The following is a 16875-nucleotide window of genomic DNA, read 5'->3' as shown; positions in this document are numbered from 1 at the left end:
GTAAAATCTTTAAAGGAGATACAAAAATGAAAAAAATATTAGTGGCACTTTTTGCATTATTAAGTCTAAATATTTTTTCTGCAAATGAAGATAATGTAAAAAAATAAGCGTGACGGGAAATGCACAAAGAGAAATCATGCCAGATATGGCAACTTTGAGCTTTCAAATTAAGGATAAGGACAAAACTTTGAGTGCGGCGTCTTCCAAAGTGAAACAAAAATTGGAAAAATTTAAAAAAGATTTGAGAACGAAAAATTTAATGTCTGGCGATATTGAAACAGTTTCTATTTCAGATAGAAAAATTAAAGATAAAAATTATTCAGGTAAAAAAACAGTTTCTTCGTATTCTGGTCAAATGAGCGTTTTTGTAAAAGATGTCGATTTTGAAAAATTGGGAGAATTGATTGAATTAAATAGTGGAGATAAATTTCAAAGCGTGGAAAAGGATGATGAAGAAAATGTTTATGAAATTAAGTTAAAAGAGAGTGATAAAACTTTAAATGGAACTTTGAATAAATTATTTTCTAAAATTGATATTTTGAAAAATAAATTAAGATTGATAAATGCGGCAAAAAATAATGTTTTTTTTGGAGATTATGAAATTAAGGAAAATTCTGAAAATTATGAAGAAACGGAAGTTTACGAAGTGACTCAAAATTTAAAAGTTGTGACAAAAAATTTGAAGAATTTAAATGAGATAATTTCTTTGGCTGATAGCGATGGACTCAATATAGCTGGATCAATAAAATTTGATTTGTCAAATAGAGATGAAATTGAATCCCAGATGTATGGCGATGCTTATAATCAGGCAAAACAAAAGGCAGAAAGTATTTTAAAATCAAGTGATTTAAAAGTTGGCGATGTGATTGTCGTAAGTGAGGATTTGGATTTTCAGCAAAAAATGATAGACAGGATTGACAGCCAATGGGAAGTGAAAACTGATGTTGAAAGTTCATTGAATAACTTGGAAAGTCAATTAAATGGATTACAAGGCATGGAAGAAAATAATTATTCAGATATGAAAATAAAAGGTGGGTATGATTTTTACAGAGGTTATAAAACTAGTAAAGTAAGAGTTGATTATACTCCGAAACCTTTAAAAATAGAACAAAATATATCTGTTATGTATGAAATGCAAAAAAAATAAATGAAAGGAGATAAAATTATTTAAATAATAATTTTAAAACAAAATAATGAAAAAAATAATGACATTTTTATTTATGATGACTTGTGTTTTGACATTTTCTGATGTCGTTTCTGGAAAAAGAATACAAGTTAGAGGAATTGCAAAAAAAGAAATATTTCCAAATTCGGCAAAAGTGGAGCTTGTAATAAAAACTCAAGATGAAAATTTGGATAAAGCAAGTCGGGAAAATTCTCAGAGACTTGAAAAATTTAAAAGTCTTTTGAGTAGATCTGGCGAAAAATACGAAAAAATAGATTCAATATCTTATTCAACCGACAAATCTTACGATTGGCAATATGAAACAGTCAATAAAGGAGCAAAAGCATATGAAACAGTTTTAACAATCGAAGCAGATAACATTGACTTGAATAATTTGAAAGACTTTTTACAAGTTTTGGCAAATGAAAAAATTTATGAAGTTGATAAAATTTCACAAGGAATAAATACTTTTAAAATAAAGGTACAGGATAAGACAGCTAAAGTCGCTTATCAAAAAGCAATTGATAAGTTTAATGAACTGCAAAAAAACTTGGTGAAAAAGGAATTGGAAATGTTGTAAAAATTGCTGGATTTAAAAATGATGAAGTCAGTCTTGAAAAAAGAGAAAGTGTAAAAAAAGAAATTAATACCGTTACTCACAATGTGGAAGTTACAACTCGTGATATGAAAAACTTGGGGAATATAATAAGCGTTGCATATGCAGTTGGAATTGGGACAAACGGCTACATTGAATATGACATTGACAACAAGCAAAAATTGGAAGACGAACTTTACGAAAATGCTTACAAAGAAGCATTAAAAAAAGCACAAGTTATCTTGGGAAAAACTAATTTAAACTTAAAAAATCCTGTTACGATAACTGACAAGTCAAATGGCGTAATTCGAGCATATTCTGACTATGATTACAGCTACAATTTGTATGCTTCAACTGATTCAAAAATTTTAGAAAAAAGCGATAAAGAGCTAATGGACAAAGTTTTGGAAAAAAATGTTGTGATAAATCCATCAAAACTCAATATTTCAAAAGAAGTTTATATTGAATTTGAAATGAATTAATTTTTTTAAAGGGAATGAAAAAAATTTCCCTTTTTTTGTGGTATAATTATAATGAAATAATTAAATTTTAAAAATAAAAAATAAAAATAAGGGAGAGTAAAATTAATGGAAAAAAATTTTGAGCAAAAATGGTGGCATAAATCAGTAGTTTACCAAATTTACCCAAAAAGTTTTAATGACACGACTGGAAGTGGACAAGGAGATATAAAAGGAATTACAGAAAAATTAGATTATTTGAAAAAATTGGGAGTGGAAGTGCTGTGGCTAACACCGATGTATAAATCTCCACAGAATGACAATGGTTATGATATAAGCGACTATTACAGCATAGATGAAAGTTATGGGACAATGGAAGATTTTGAAGAAATGTTAAGAGAAGCTCATAAAAGAGATATAAAAATTGTGATGGATATCGTTGTAAATCATACTTCGACTGAAAATGAATGGTTTAAAAAATCTGAAGAGGGTGATCCTGAGTACAAAGATTTCTATATTTGGAAAGATGCGGTAAATGGGAAAGAGCCGACAAATTGGCAGTCAAAATTTGGTGGAAACGCTTGGAAGTGGAGCGAAAAAAGAAAACAATATTACTTGCATTTATTTGATGTGACTCAAGCTGATTTAAACTGGAAAAATGAAAAGGTGAGAAAAAAAGTTTATGAGATGATAAAATATTGGCTTAATAAAGGAGTTGACGGATTTAGATTTGATGTAATTAACTTGATTTCAAAAGACCAGAGATTTTTAAATGACGATGGAAGTGATACAAGATTTGTTCCAGATGGAAGAAGATTTTACACAGATGGGCCTAAAATTCACGAATATTTGAAGGAAATTCACAAAGAGGCATTTGGAGAAAACGAGTTACTGACTGTTGGAGAAATGTCATCAACGAGTCTTGAAAATTGTGTAAGATATTCAAATCCGCAAGAAAAAGAACTTTCAATGGCTTTTTCGTTCCATCATTTAAAAGTGGATTATCCAAATGGAGAAAAATGGGTAAAAGCACCATTTGATTTTGTTGAACTAAAAAGAATACTTTCAAAATGGCAGATTGGAATGTATGAAGGAAATGGTTGGAATGCGACTTTCTGGACTAATCACGATCAGCCAAGAGCTTTATCAAGATTTGGAGATGACAAAAACTTTCATGAAAAGTCAGGAAAAATGCTTGCAACTGTGCTTCACGGACTTCAAGGAACTCCATATGTTTATCAAGGGGAAGAATTTGGAATGACAAATCCATATTTTGACAAAATTGAAAAATATCAAGATGTAGAATCTAAAAATATGTATAAAATATTGAGAGATAAAGGACTTTCTGAAGAGGAAGTGCTTGATATTTTGATGCAAAAATCAAGAGATAATTCAAGAACGCCAGTTCAGTGGGATGATACAAAGAATGCTGGATTTACAAGTGGAACTCCTTGGATTGGAATTCCAGAAAATTATAAAAAAATAAATGCCGAAAATGCGCTGAAAGATAATAATTCAATATTTTATCATTACCAAAACTTAATTCAGTTAAGACGAACAGAAGAGCTTTTGATCACCGGAAGATATGAAGATATTGATTTAGAAAACAAAAAAGTTTATGCTTATAAAAGAATTGGAGAAAATGAAGAATTAATCGTAATTTCTAATTTCTATGATGAAGTTACGGAATTCGATGTAAAAGGATTAGATTTAGAAAAAGCCTTTATCTTGCTTTCAAATTATGTTCAAAGTCCTGAAATAAAAGAAGATAAAATTATTTTAAAACCTTATGAATCAATAATTTTTAAAAAAACAAAATAAATTTAAAATTGTTTAAATATAAAAAAATTAGAAATTTTGTTGACTTTTAAGAAAAACAAGGTATACTTTTATAGTGAGAAAAAATTGGAGAAAATATTTATTAGATTATAAGGAGGAAAATGGCTAAAAATTACGAAGAAATAGCTAAAGAAGTAGTTGAAGCCGTCGGTGGAAGAGAAAATATCCGTTCATTTGCTCATTGTGCGACAAGGCTTAGAATAATGGTAAATGACGAAAATAAAATAGATAAAGAAAAAGTCGACAATATTGAAAAGGTAAAAGGAACAATGTTTACTTCAGGACAGTACCAAATTATTTTTGGAACTGGAACGGTAAATAAAGTTTTCGAAGCGGTTCAAGGACTTGGAGGAGTCAGTGAATAATGTTCTTTAAATTTATCCCAGTAGTTGGATATCAAGGGACAGTTTTACCAGCGTTATTCGTTGGAATGATTGGAGCAAAATTAGAACAAAGATTGAGAAAAGTTGTACCAGATGCATTAGATTTACTGCTTACACCATTTTTAGTATTTTTAATTAGGACCAGTATTCCATTCACTAGAAACTTATATTTTAAAAGGAACAGAATGGATTTTTGCACTTCCTTTTGGACTTGCAGGAATCGTAATTGGAGAACTTCAGCAATTAATAGTTACAGGAGTTCACCATGTATTTAATTTCTTGGAAATTCAGTTACTTGCAAAAGATGGATTTAATAAGTTTAATCCATTGTTATCAGCAGCAGTAAGTTTTATATTGACCTATATGTTTGTAAAATTGGAAAAATAATTAGACAATATAGATTGAAAAGACTATTTCTAAATTTTTTAGAAATAGTTTTTTTGAAAAAAGTTTCAAAAGGAAAAAAATTTTTATATTAATTTTGAAAAAATTTAAAAAAAAACTTGCAAAATTTTAAATTTTGTAGTATAAGATATTTGTTAATCAAAATAAATTTTAAAATAAGGAGATATAATTATGGCAAAAGAAACATTAAACCCATTTGAAATCGCACAAAAACAAATTAAATCAGCTTGTGACAAATTAAATGCAGATCCAGCTGTGTATGAAATTTTGAAAAATCCACAAAGAGTATTGGAAGTATCATTTCCTGTAAAAATGGATGATGGAAGTATTAAAACATTTACAGGATACAGATCTCAGCACAATAATGCAGTAGGACCTTACAAAGGTGGACTTAGATTTCACCCAGGTGTTACAAGAGATGAAGTAAAAGCGCTATCTACTTGGATGACATTCAAATGCTCAGTTGCAGGAATTCCTTACGGTGGTGGAAAAGGTGGAATGGCAATAGATCCTAAAGAATATTCAAAAGGTGAATTGGAAAGAATTTCAAAAGGATTTGCAAAAGCAATTTCGCCAGTAATCGGAGAAAAAGTGGATATTCCAGCTCCAGATGTAAATACTAATGGACAAATTATGTCTTGGATGGTTGAAGCTTACGAAGAAAAAGTTGGAAGATCGGCAAAAGGAATTTTCACAGGAAAACCACTAGAATTTGGAGGTTCTCTAGCTAGAACTGAAGCTACAGGATATGGAGTTCACTTGACTGCTAAAAAAGCACTTAAAAAATTGGGAATTGATGTAAAAGGAGCAACTTACGCAGTTCAAGGATTTGGAAATGTAGGATTTTACACAGCTTATTACGCTCACAAAGATGGTGCAAAAATTGTAGCTTTCTCGAATGCTCATGTTGCAATTTACAACGAAAAGGGAATTGACATGGAAGCTGTAATTAAAGATTTTGAAGAAAATGGCCATATTGAAAAAAATAAAGGATATGGAAAAGATATTACTAATGCTGAATTATTAGAATTAGAAGTAGATGTTTTGTCGCCTTGTGCACTAGAAAATCAAATCACTTCTGAAAATGCTGATAGAATTAAAGCAAAAGTTATTGCAGAAGGAGCAAATGGACCAACAACTCCAGAAGCTGACGAAATTTTATTCAAAAAAGGAATTACTGTAATTCCTGATATACTTGCAAATTCAGGTGGAGTTGTAGTTTCATATTTTGAATGGGTACAAAACTTACAAAGTTACTATTGGCCATTTGATGAAGTTCAACAAAAAGAAGATGCACTATTATCAAAAGCATTTGAAGATGTTTGGGAAATAGCTGATGAATATAAAGTAGATCTAAGAAATGCAGCTTATATGAAGAGTATTGATACAATTTCTAAAGCTATGAAAGTTAGAGGTTGGTATTAAAAAGTTAGTTTTTCTAATTTTTGAAAAATTTAAAAAAAATAATAAAAAAGGCTTATGTTAAAAAATAAGTCTTTTTTTTTTATTTAAAATTTTGAGAAAAAAAATAAATATAATAATTGACAAATCTTCAAAAAAAGTATAAAATTGTAATAGGTACAAATAAGTTATTAAAATATTTTCATAAAATTAGTTAAATAAAATAATATAATAAAATTTAAGGAGGAAAATATGCACATAGAAAATGTGGGTGAATATTTAAAAGGAAATGGTATAAAACCTTCCATCCAAAGAATGAGAATATTTCAATATTTACTTGACCATCACACGCACCCAACAGTTGATGATATTTTTAAAAATTTGTCACCTGAGATGCCGACTTTATCAAAAACTACAGTCTATAATACGCTGAACATATTTGTTCAAAATCGTATTGTTCAAGAAATTGTAATTGAAGAAAATGAAGTTAGATATGATGTGATAACAGAAAATCATGGTCATTTTAAGTGTAAAAAGTGCGGAGAAATATTGGATTTTGATGTTGACTTATCAAAAATTGATTTGTCTTCATTAGGCGATGTGGAAGTAAATGAAATGCATTTTTATCTAAAAGGAATTTGTTCTAAATGTTTAAACAAAAATTAAAATAAAAAAATAAGGAGAGAAAAAACAATGAAATTAAACAACGAATTAGAAGCATTATTAAATGCGCAAGTAAACATGGAAATTGAAGCAGCACACCAATACAAAGCAATGGCAGCTTATTTTGAAGGAAGAGAATTAGAAGGATTTGCAAAATGGATGGATGCACAAGTGCAAGAAGAATTGGAACATTCAAGAAAAATCTATGATTATATTTTTAAAAGAGATGGAAAAGTTGAATATTTTGCATTAGAAAAACCTAAAGCTGATTTTTCTTCAGTAAAAGAAGTTTTCGAAGTAGCTTTGGCGCACGAACAAAAAGTGACTGCTGCTATTAGAGCACTTTACAAAGCAGCTAGAGATGCAGAAGATTATGGAGTAGAAACATTTTTAAAATTTTTTATCGAAGAACAAGAAGAAGAAGAAGAAACTGTTAAAAAAATAATTGACAAAGTTACTTTCTTAGATGCTGACAACAAAAATGTTAATTTGTATTTATTGGACAAAGAAATGGGAGAAAGAAAATAATAAATTAATTGATTTTTTGGCTACACCTTTTTAGGTGTAGTTTTTTTTATTAAAAAAAATAAAAATAATAAAAAAAAATCCCAAAATAAATTTGAGATTCTTTTTATCATTTTATTATTGTTAATTTTAATGTTAATTTGGATCTTAATATTAAGAAGATTAATCTTCAATATAATTATTAACTTCAATTGGTTCAATGTTCCAAATTTCTTTTGCATATTCTGCAATTGTTCTGTCAGAACTGAATTTACCAGCATTTGCGATATTTTTAAGAGCTTTTCTAGTCCATTCTCTTTTATCTTTAAATGCATTTTGAAGTTTGTCTTGTGCTTCCCTGTAAGATGCGAAATCTTTTAATAAGAAGTAAACATCAGGTCTTGAACCATCTACACCGTATAACAATGAATTTTGTAATTCTTTGAAGATACCTGTGTGATTATCGTCATAAGTTCCATCTGCCAATTGGTCAATAACTTTTTTAAGACCTTCTACATTCATATATTCTTCATAAGGGTTGTATTCGTTGTTAGCTTGGTATGCTTCAACTTCTTGAGCTGAAAGTCCGAAAATAAATGCATTATCATTTCCAACTTCTTCAACGATTTCTACATTTGCTCCGTCCATTGTTCCTAGTGTCAATGCACCATTTAACATAAATTTCATATTTCCAGTTCCTGAAGCTTCTTTACTTGCAGTTGAAATTTGTTCTGATACATCTGCTGCTGGGAATATTTTTTCAGCAAGTGAAACTCTGTAGTTTTCTAAGAACACAACTTTAATTTTATCGTTGATAGATGAGTCGTTATTGATAACTTCTGCAATTGAGTTAATCAATTTAATAATTCCTTTAGCTCTTCTGTATCCAGCGGCAGCTTTTGCACCAAAGATGAAAGTTCTAGGTTCTACATCCAAATATGGATTTTCTTTTAATTTATTATACAAGTCCATAATGTGTAAAACATTTAAAAGTTGTCTTTTATATTCATGCAATCTTTTAACTTGAATGTCAAAGATAGAATGTGGATCAACTTCAACACCAGTTGTTTCTTTTATGTAATCAGCCAATCTCTTCTTGTTGTTAAATTTAATTTCAGAAACTCTATTTAAAATATTGTCATCATCTAAATATTTTTCTAATTTTTTAAGTTCATATAGATCAGTAATCCATTTGTCCCCGATTAATTCTGTAATTAAAGCGGCTAACTCAGGATTTGATTTTAGAAGCCATCTTCTTTGAGTGATTCCGTTTGTTTTGTTTAAGAATTTTTCAGGATACAATTCGTTCCATTCTTTTAATTCTGAATTTTTAAGAATTTCTGTATGAAGTTCTGCAACTCCGTTTACTTTGTGTGAACCAACTATTGCAAGCCATGCCATTCTAATTTGTCTGTTTCCAATAATTGACATTTTGTTAATTCTTTTCCAATCTCCTGGATATTTTTGCTGTAATTCAAGAACAAATCTTCTGTTAATTTCTTCTACAATTTGGTAAATTCTTGGTAAAAGTGATTGGAATAAAGCGATATCCCATTTTTCCAATGCTTCTGATAAAATTGTATGGTTTGTATAAGCAAATACTTTTTTACAGATGTTCCAAGATTCATCCCAACCTAATTTTTCTACATCTAAGAAAATTCTCATAAGTTCAGGAATTGCAACAACTGGATGTGTATCATTCAATTGAATTGCAATTTTGTCAGCAAATCTTGAGAAATCGTTTCCATAGATTGATTTGTATCTTCTTACAATATCCTGTAATGATGCTGAAGTAAAGAAATATTGCTGTTTTAATCTTAATTGTTTTCCATCTTTTTTAGTATCATTTGGATATAATACTCTTGAAATATCTTCAGCTTCTACCGCTTTTGCTGAAGCTTGTAAATAAGTTTGATCATTGAATAATTTTAGGTCAAACCCTTCAGGTGATCTTGCTTCCCACAATCTCAATGTATTTATAGTGTCATTTCCGTAACCTACTACAGGTACATCGTAAGGAACTGCATGAACAGTTTCAGTGTTTATCATTTTATAATATTCTTTTCCGTATTCATCTTTATGAACTTCAATTTGACCACCAAAGTTTACTTCAAAAATTCTGTCAACTCTTTTAATTGACCAAGGGTCACCATATTTTGTCCAATCATCAGGATATTCAACTTGGAATCCATTTTCGATTTTTTGTTCAAACATTCCATATTTGTAACGAAGTCCATATCCGTGTCCAGGTAATTTTAAAGTTGCAAGTGAATCTAAGAAACAAGCGGCAAGTCTACCAAGTCCACCATTTCCAAGTCCAGCATCCATTTCAGAATCTTCAAGTTTGTTAATGTCAACTCCGAATTCATCCAAAGTTTCTCTAATAACATCATTAATTTTTAAGTTAATCAAATTATTTCCCATGAATCTTCCCATTAAAAATTCTGCAGAGAAATAATAAGTTTGTTTTGCCTGTTTTTTGGCATAAGTTTTTTTAGTGTTGTACCATTTTTCTACAACATATTCCAAAGTTGCACGAGAAACTGCATAATACAATTCATATTCGTGAGCTTCTTCGACAGTTTTACCAAAGTTTGCTCTTAATTCTCTAGTAATACTTTTTTCAATTCTGTTTTATCAATTGTCATTTTTCCTCCTAAAAGACTTTCAATTTTTTCAACTGATATTTTACCCTTTTTTTTAAAATTTTTCAATTAAAAAAATATTAAAATTTATCTATAAAGATAAAATTTAATTATAATTTCTATAAAATACCTTTTTCTTTAAAAACTTTTGTTAATGTTTCATAAGTTTTTTGTTCTGCTGAAACAAGTGGCAATCTCACATCGTCGTTGTCTATCATTTTTAAAATTTTCATAGCAGCCTTTACTGTGACAGGATTTCCTTCTAAAAACATATTTCTGCTGACATCGTAAAGTTTTGTATGTAAATCAAACGCTTTTGCAAAATTTTTGTTTAAAAATGAACTGATTAAATCATTCATTTCTTGCGGCATAATGTTTGCAACAACAGAAATTACTCCTTTTGCTCCAATTGATAGCATTGGTAAGATTAAATGGTCTTCTCCTGATAGAATTTCAATTTTGTCGCCACATAAATTTTGAATTTTAATCATTTGTTCAAGACTTCCTGTCGCTTCTTTTACAGCTACAATTTCTGGAATTTCTGCCAATTTTGCAACTGTTTCAGGTTCGATATTTGTTCCAGTTCTGCCAGGAACATTGTATAACATCACAGGAAATTTTGACTCGTTTGCAATTTTTTTGTAATGTTCATAAAGTCCACGCTGACTTGGTTTGTTGTAATATGGACAAGTGCTAAGTGCAGCATCTGCTCCCAATTCTTTTGCATATTTTGTAAGTTCTATCGCTCTATTTGTATTATTTGAACCAGCTCCTGCGATAACTTGAATTCTTCCTTTTACTTCTTCCACAACAATTCTAATAATTTTTTCGTGTTCAGAAAATGTAAGTGTTGGTGCTTCTCCAGTTGTCCCACAAGGTACAATTCCAGCTGTTCCATTTTCAATGTGATAATTTACTAATTCACGCAATTTATCTTCGTCTAATTCAGTTCCATTGTTTTTAAATGGCGTAATTAGAGCAACATAAGATCCTTCAAATTTCATTTTTTAATCCTCTCCATTTTTTATCTTTTATATTTATAAAATCCTTCGGCAACTTTTTCACTAGGTCCAGTCATAAAAGCGTCGTCACCTTCTTTGTCATATTCTATGACAAGCTGTCCACCAGGTACTTTTACATTGACCTTGTATTCTGTATAGCCAAAAATTCTCGCTAAAACAGCAGCGGCAGTGACACCTGTCCCACAGGCAAGAGTTCTTCCAGCTCCTCTCTCCCAAGTGATAACTTCAATGTGAGTCTTGTCGTAAACTTTTACAAAATTCACATTAACTTTTTTTGGAAATAATTCAGTATAATTTTCAATTTTTTTCCCAAAAGTATTAATAATTTTGTTGTCAAATTCATCGACGAAAATTACACTATGGTCAGTTCCAGTAAAAATGTAAGAAATTTCAAATTCTTTTCCATCAACTGTAATTTTTTCTTTTAAAAATCTCTCTTTTTCGGTATTAATTAACTTATTTACATCAAAGATAGGTTTTCCCATATTTACACGAGCGTTAAAAACATCGTTTTCACAGTCGTAACTTGTTCTGATAGTCAAATCTCCAGGAACAGTTTTTACTGTAAATTCGTTGCCATCAACCAAATGATTGTTAGTTAGATATTGAGAAAAGCATCTGATTCCATTTCCACACATAGGCGCTTGACTTCCATCTGAGTTAAAAAAGAACATAAATGGCATATTTGCCACATATTTTAAAATTATAAGTCCATCTGCACCAATACCATAATGTCTATCACAAATTTGAGCTGCAAATTCATTGTAATCAGGAATTCCTTTTTCTATCAAGTCTCTTTCATTTACAATGACAAAGTCATTCCCAGCTCCCTGATATTTTTCAAATTTTAACATAATTTAACCTCCATTAATTTCTTAATTTTAATAAATTATTTTAATTATTTTTATAATTTTCTAGAAAATTTTTTAGTATATAATCTGAGATACTTTCTTTTGAAATCCATTCATTTCCTTTTAATTCAAATTTTAATTCAATGTCCATAATTTCTGAGATATTTTTATCATTTTTCATTAAGTTTTTTGAATAAGTATCTAAATATTGAGATATTTCAGATTTTATTTTTTCATTTAAAAGTATGTCCAAATCTACTTGACCATTTTTTTCATATTTTTTTAACATATATTCTTTTAATTTACTTAAAGTATCAAGTGCATCTACAAATTTTAATTCAAGAGTTCCATTTGCCTTGTTTTTTGATATATTCTTAATATCATACAATTCAATTTTCGAATTATAGATAATATTTTTTAAATGTTGTTCTGTAATCATTTCCATCAAGATTCTAAATGATTTTTGTTTCTTTTTATCTGCCACTTCCATACCGTTGAATTGTATCATCTCATCAGTCAAAACTGATTTTTTTTTCATCATTTCATTAAATAATTTATTTTTTTCAGTTTCATTAAACTGATTTATTGTTTTATTTATTGCTGATTTTAATTGAGCTTTATCATTAAATTCACTAAAGGATAGAATGTTAATAAACAATAGTAAAAATAATAATATTTTTTTCAATGCAAAGCCTCCTATAAATCAAATTCTTTAGCAAATAATTCAGCCACTTTTTTACCCATCACTTCATCGACAATTAGAGAAATACTTATTTCCGAAGTTGAAATTTGGTGAAAACTTATGTCGTTTTCTGCTAAAATTTTGAACATTTTTGAAGCTACGCCAACATTGCTTATCAAACCAATTCCTACAATTGAAACTTTTGTTACATAAGGATTTACTATAAAAGAAGTTTTTTCATATTTTTCTTCGATTTCCTTTCCAATTTTTTCAAGAGCTGCCATATCAGTTTTTGGACAAGTGAAAGCAAAACTTCCGTGGTGACTAGAAACATCATTTTGACTAATCATATCTATATTTATTCCACTTTTTTCTGCTTTTTCAAAAATTTCAGAAACATTTTGCGCATTTGTTGGGATTTCCTCCACATTTACCATTATTGTATTTTCGTTTATTGACACTCCTGTGATTACTTTTTGTTCCATATTTTTATTCTCCTTTATTTTTTCGATTGAAGTTATTATTGTTCCATTTTTTTCACCTAATGATTTTCCTACATAGATTTCAACTCCATATTTTCCACCTAATTCAACGGCACGAGGTTCCATCACTCCAGCTCCTAAATAAGCTAGTTCCATCATTTCGTCATAAGAAATAAATGGCAATTTTTTAGCATCACTGTAAACTCTTGGGTCGATTGAATAAATTCCATCAACATCTGTATAAATTTCGCATTTTCCTTCAAGAGCTGCCGCCAATGCAACTGCTGATGTATCAGAACCTCCACGACCTAGAGTTGTCACATCTCCAGCTTCATTTACTCCTTGGAATCCAGCAACTACAACGATTTTTCCACTGTTTAAATGTTTTTTTATAGAATTTGCATCAATGTTGTCAATTCTATTTTTCATGTAATGTCCGCTTGTTTTAATTCCCGCTTGAGCTCCAGTAAGTGAAATTGCGTCATATCCCAAAGTTTGTAAAGCAATGCTTAAAAGTGAAATTGTCTGCTGTTCTCCTGTTGACATAAGTCTGTCCATTTCTCTTGAACTTGGATTTTCTGTTATTTCATGAGCTAATTTAATAAGTGCGTCAGTTGTCTTTCCCATAGCAGAAACAACAACAACAACATCATTTCCAGCGTCTTTTACACTTCCCAAATATTTAGCAATGTTCATAATTTTTTCTGTTGTGGCAACCGAAGTACCACCATATTTATGCACGATAATCACAATAAATACACCTTCCTTTTTTATTTTTAATTTTTATTATAATTCAAAAATTTCATCATTTCTCAATAAATCTTCATAAGATTCTCTTCTAACAGCAACTTTTGCTTTACCGTCTTTTACAAATACAACTCCTGGCGTAACCATTCTGTTGTAGTGACTTGACATTGTATAACAATAAGCTCCTGTCGTACCAACTGCAACTATATCCCCAATTTTAGTCGATTTTGGCAATTTACCATTTTGAATAATAATATCTCCCGATTCACACAATTTCCCAGCTAATGTAACATCTCTTGTGTCAGTATCTTCCATTTTATTAACAACACCAGCCTCATATTCAGCTTGATAAAGTGCAGTTCTTATATTATCTGACATTCCTCCATCAATAAACACATAAGTTTTTCCACCAACAGTTTCTTTAATTCCACCAACTTCATACAAAGTAGTTCCCGCATTTCCGACAATACTTCTTCCTGGCTCAATACAAAGTTCTTTAAATCCAATTTGATATTTAATTTCCATTGCTTCAGTATAAGTTATAATTTCGCTAAGTACTTCTTCAATCGGCTTAGGATCATCTCCATTTTTGTAATAAACTCCAAATCCTCCACCCATATTTACTGTGTGAACTACAATTCCTAATTCTTTTTTCAATCTATCCAAATATTTGAAAATTTCATCTAACGCAAATATAAAAAATGCAGATTGGAATATTTGTGAACCAATATGTGTATGGAACCCTTTAAATTCAATATATGGACTATCATTCAATCTTTTTACAATATCAATCAAATTTTCTTGGAAAAGTGAAATCCCAAATTTCGATGTAAGTCCTGAAGTTTTTATATAATGATGCGTATGTGCTTCAATCCCTGGATCAATTCTCACTAAAACCGCTTGTTTCTTACCTTTTTCCTTACAAACTTTTTCAATCTTAGCAATTTCATCTTCATTATCTACAACAATCGTATCAATCCCATATTCAACAGCCATTTCAATCTCATTCACCAATTTATTATTCCCATGCAAATGCACTCTTTTCATCGGAAATCCTGCTTTATGTGCCGTATACAATTCTCCACCAGACACCACATCTAAATCCAATCCTTTAGATTCAACCAATTTAATCATCCCAGTTGTCAAAAATGCTTTCCCTGCATAAGCTATTCTTGTCTTAAATCTTGATGATTGAAAAGCCTCTTTCATTTTATCAATAGTTGTTTCAATCAATTCCTGATCCATTACATAAAGTGGCGTTTTAAACTCTTTTGCCAACTCTATCGTATCAACTCCTCCTATTGATAAATTCCCTTTTTCATTAATTTTTGCCGTTCCAAATAATTTCATTAAATTATTATCCTTTCGTATTATTTAATTTATTTTTTATTTTATTCAGCATTTAAAAAAATTAATAATTAAAAATGCTGATAATAGCATATCAGCATATAAAACATACATTTATCTTTAACTTTTAATTTTAAATAATGAATTATATCTGACAGCTCCCCATTATCTTATTGATAATGACAGTTCTACGGATATTCTCCACAGACCCAGTATCAAAGCTGGTCAAACTTTGTACTTCGGCAATTATTCCTTTCAATTTATTTCATCAAATTGACCATTCTCCGTAAATCTACTTATAATAATCGCACCTCTATCTTTTTTATATTTATTATTATAACCAATTTTTTAACTTTTGTAAAGAATTTTTACACAGTTAATAATTCTTTTTCTTTTGCAGCAAGAGCTGTATCAATTGCAGCGATGTATTTGTCAGTTGTTTTTTGAACTTTTTCTTCATTTGTCTTTAATTCGTCTTCAGTAATTTCACTATCTTTTTCTAGTTTTCTAAGTTTATTATTAACATCTTTTCTTATGTTTCTTATGGCAATTTTTCCTTCTTCAGCTTCTTTTTTTACCATTTTTACATATTCTTTTCTTCTATCTTCAGTTAATTCTGGAACTAGAAGTCTTATAACTTTTCCATCATTTGAAGGATTAAATCCTAAGTTTGCTTGTAAAATTGTCTTTTCAATAACTTTTATTAGTGATTTATCCCATGGATCGATTACTAGAAGTCTTGCTTCTGGAGCTGAAATTGTTCCCACTTGGTTAAGTGGAGTTGGTGCACCATAAGCTTCGATTGTCACACCGTCAAGCATAGAAACATTTGCTCTTCCTGCTCTTGTGTGAGAAAATCTCTCTTTTGTATTTTCAACTGATTTTGACATTTTGTCTTCAGTTTCTTTTAAAATTGTATTTAGCATTTTTTTACCACCTTTTTATTTATTTTTTTACTGTTGTTCCAATAGTTTCCCCTTGCGCCATCTTTAAGATATTACCTTCTTCAAGTGCGTTGAAAACTACGATTGGCATTTGATTTTCCCTGCAAAGAGAAAGTGCGGCTGTGTCCATCACGCCTAAATTTTTTGAAATTGCTTCGTCAAATGAAACTGTGTTATATTTTACAGCGTCGTCAAATTTCATAGGATCTTTGTCATAAATACCGTCAACTTTTGTACCTTTGGCAAGTACATCAGCCTGTATTTCTACAGCTCTTAGCGCTCCCGATGAATCTGTCGTAAAGTAAGGGTTACTTGTTCCTCCTGCAAAAATTACAACTCTTCCCTTTTCCAAATGTCTTATAGCTTTTCTTCTGATAAAAGGTTCAGCTACTTGTGGCATTTGAAGAGCGGTCATAACACGAGTTGGAACTCCTAGATTTTCAATTGAATTTTGAAGTGCAAGTCCATTCATGATAGTTGCAAGCATTCCCATTGTGTCGCCAGTAACTCTGTCAAACCCTTTCTCCATTCCGCTTATTCCACGAAAAATATTTCCACCACCGATTACGATAGCTATTTCTACACCTTTTTCGTGAACTTCTTTAATTTGTTTTGCAAAACTCTCTAAAACTTTGTTTGAAAATCCAAATTCTTTGTCTCCTGCAAGTGCTTCACCACTTAATTTTAAAAGTATTCTTTTATATTTTAACACAAAATCCAACCCTTTCATAAATTTTTTTAA

At 29.9% G+C, this 16875-nt stretch carries 16 protein-coding genes and 1 riboswitch; of the genes, 8 read left to right on the top strand and 8 right to left on the bottom strand.

Going from position 1 to position 16875, the window contains the following annotated elements; translation table 11 throughout:
* Nucleotides 1–109 precede the first annotated feature (109 nt).
* The 8 genes from J5A73_RS08190 to J5A73_RS08160 all read left to right on the top strand — a co-directional run bounded on the left by J5A73_RS08190 (nt 110) and on the right by J5A73_RS08160 (nt 7437).
* Nucleotides 110–1147 (top strand): SIMPL domain-containing protein, encoded by a 1038-nt coding sequence (locus J5A73_RS08190; protein ID WP_211614742.1) that lies wholly within the window; start codon nt 110–112, stop codon nt 1145–1147.
* 58 nt (nt 1148–1205) lie between these two features.
* A complete protein-coding gene (locus J5A73_RS10540; protein WP_249069225.1) occupies nt 1206–1745 on the top strand; it encodes an SIMPL domain-containing protein in 540 nt (179 codons plus the stop codon).
* Nucleotides 1746–1828: 83 nt separating this feature from the next.
* Nucleotides 1829–2242: an SIMPL domain-containing protein gene (locus J5A73_RS10535; RefSeq protein ID WP_371813397.1), complete on the top strand. Its 414-nt coding sequence runs from the start codon at nt 1829–1831 to the stop codon at nt 2240–2242.
* 105 nt (nt 2243–2347) lie between these two features.
* Entirely contained in the window at nt 2348–4039 is a 1692-nt protein-coding gene (gene treC / locus J5A73_RS08180; RefSeq protein WP_211614740.1) for an alpha,alpha-phosphotrehalase, read from the top strand.
* A gap of 119 nt (nt 4040–4158) precedes the next feature.
* Nucleotides 4159–4422 (top strand): PTS transporter subunit EIIB, encoded by a 264-nt coding sequence (locus J5A73_RS08175; protein ID WP_211614738.1) that lies wholly within the window; start codon nt 4159–4161, stop codon nt 4420–4422.
* A 594-nt stretch (nt 4423–5016) separates the two neighbouring features.
* Nucleotides 5017–6270 (top strand): Glu/Leu/Phe/Val dehydrogenase, encoded by a 1254-nt coding sequence (locus J5A73_RS08170; protein ID WP_211614736.1) that lies wholly within the window; start codon nt 5017–5019, stop codon nt 6268–6270.
* A gap of 228 nt (nt 6271–6498) precedes the next feature.
* Nucleotides 6499–6912: a Fur family transcriptional regulator gene (locus J5A73_RS08165; RefSeq protein ID WP_211614733.1), complete on the top strand. Its 414-nt coding sequence runs from the start codon at nt 6499–6501 to the stop codon at nt 6910–6912.
* Between the two features lie 27 nt (nt 6913–6939).
* Entirely contained in the window at nt 6940–7437 is a 498-nt protein-coding gene (locus J5A73_RS08160; RefSeq protein WP_211614731.1) for a ferritin, read from the top strand.
* Nucleotides 7438–7596: 159 nt separating this feature from the next.
* Here the strand turns inward: J5A73_RS08160 and J5A73_RS08155 are convergent, their stop codons facing one another.
* From J5A73_RS08155 to pyrH, 8 genes are all read right to left on the bottom strand, one after another.
* Nucleotides 7597–10029: a glycogen/starch/alpha-glucan phosphorylase gene (locus tag J5A73_RS08155; protein WP_371813431.1), complete on the bottom strand. Its 2433-nt coding sequence runs from the start codon at nt 10027–10029 to the stop codon at nt 7597–7599.
* A 148-nt stretch (nt 10030–10177) separates the two neighbouring features.
* Entirely contained in the window at nt 10178–11062 is an 885-nt protein-coding gene (gene dapA / locus J5A73_RS08150; RefSeq protein WP_211614729.1) for a 4-hydroxy-tetrahydrodipicolinate synthase, read from the bottom strand.
* Nucleotides 11063–11082: 20 nt separating this feature from the next.
* The gene (gene dapF / locus J5A73_RS08145; protein ID WP_211614727.1) at nt 11083–11934 is read right to left on the bottom strand and encodes a diaminopimelate epimerase; all 852 of its coding nucleotides are present in this window, start codon (nt 11932–11934) and stop codon (nt 11083–11085) included.
* Between the two features lie 40 nt (nt 11935–11974).
* Nucleotides 11975–12616 (bottom strand): hypothetical protein, encoded by a 642-nt coding sequence (locus J5A73_RS08140; protein ID WP_211614725.1) that lies wholly within the window; start codon nt 12614–12616, stop codon nt 11975–11977.
* Nucleotides 12617–12627: 11 nt separating this feature from the next.
* Nucleotides 12628–13845, bottom strand: a complete 1218-nt coding sequence (locus J5A73_RS08135; protein ID WP_211614723.1) for an aspartate kinase — start codon at nt 13843–13845, stop codon at nt 12628–12630.
* Nucleotides 13846–13881: 36 nt separating this feature from the next.
* Entirely contained in the window at nt 13882–15192 is a 1311-nt protein-coding gene (gene lysA / locus J5A73_RS08130) for a diaminopimelate decarboxylase (protein WP_211614721.1), read from the bottom strand.
* Between the two features lie 144 nt (nt 15193–15336).
* Nucleotides 15337–15513, bottom strand: a riboswitch (Lysine riboswitch).
* A 44-nt stretch (nt 15514–15557) separates the two neighbouring features.
* Nucleotides 15558–16115: a ribosome recycling factor gene (frr, locus tag J5A73_RS08125; protein ID WP_211614719.1), complete on the bottom strand. Its 558-nt coding sequence runs from the start codon at nt 16113–16115 to the stop codon at nt 15558–15560.
* A gap of 19 nt (nt 16116–16134) precedes the next feature.
* Nucleotides 16135–16845: a UMP kinase gene (gene pyrH, locus J5A73_RS08120; protein WP_211617405.1), complete on the bottom strand. Its 711-nt coding sequence runs from the start codon at nt 16843–16845 to the stop codon at nt 16135–16137.
* Between the last annotated feature and the right edge of the window lie 30 nt (nt 16846–16875).

Origin of the sequence: Leptotrichia sp. oral taxon 218, assembly GCF_018128225.1 — a bacterium.
In the GTDB taxonomy this organism is placed as follows: domain Bacteria; phylum Fusobacteriota; class Fusobacteriia; order Fusobacteriales; family Leptotrichiaceae; genus Leptotrichia.
This window is presented reverse-complemented; position numbering and strand designations above follow the sequence as displayed.

Coding starts and splice junctions, on each gene's coding strand:
- frr (WP_211614719.1), bottom strand. CDS start 16,115: ATGCTAAATACAATTTTAAAAGAAACTGAAGACAAAATGTCAAAATCA.
- J5A73_RS10540 (WP_249069225.1), top strand. CDS start 1,206: ATGACATTTTTATTTATGATGACTTGTGTTTTGACATTTTCTGATGTC.
- J5A73_RS08160 (WP_211614731.1), top strand. CDS start 6,940: ATGAAATTAAACAACGAATTAGAAGCATTATTAAATGCGCAAGTAAAC.
- J5A73_RS08170 (WP_211614736.1), top strand. CDS start 5,017: ATGGCAAAAGAAACATTAAACCCATTTGAAATCGCACAAAAACAAATT.
- lysA (WP_211614721.1), bottom strand. CDS start 15,192: ATGAAATTATTTGGAACGGCAAAAATTAATGAAAAAGGGAATTTATCA.
- dapF (WP_211614727.1), bottom strand. CDS start 11,934: ATGTTAAAATTTGAAAAATATCAGGGAGCTGGGAATGACTTTGTCATT.
- treC (WP_211614740.1), top strand. CDS start 2,348: ATGGAAAAAAATTTTGAGCAAAAATGGTGGCATAAATCAGTAGTTTAC.
- J5A73_RS08165 (WP_211614733.1), top strand. CDS start 6,499: ATGCACATAGAAAATGTGGGTGAATATTTAAAAGGAAATGGTATAAAA.
- J5A73_RS08175 (WP_211614738.1), top strand. CDS start 4,159: ATGGCTAAAAATTACGAAGAAATAGCTAAAGAAGTAGTTGAAGCCGTC.
- dapA (WP_211614729.1), bottom strand. CDS start 11,062: ATGAAATTTGAAGGATCTTATGTTGCTCTAATTACGCCATTTAAAAAC.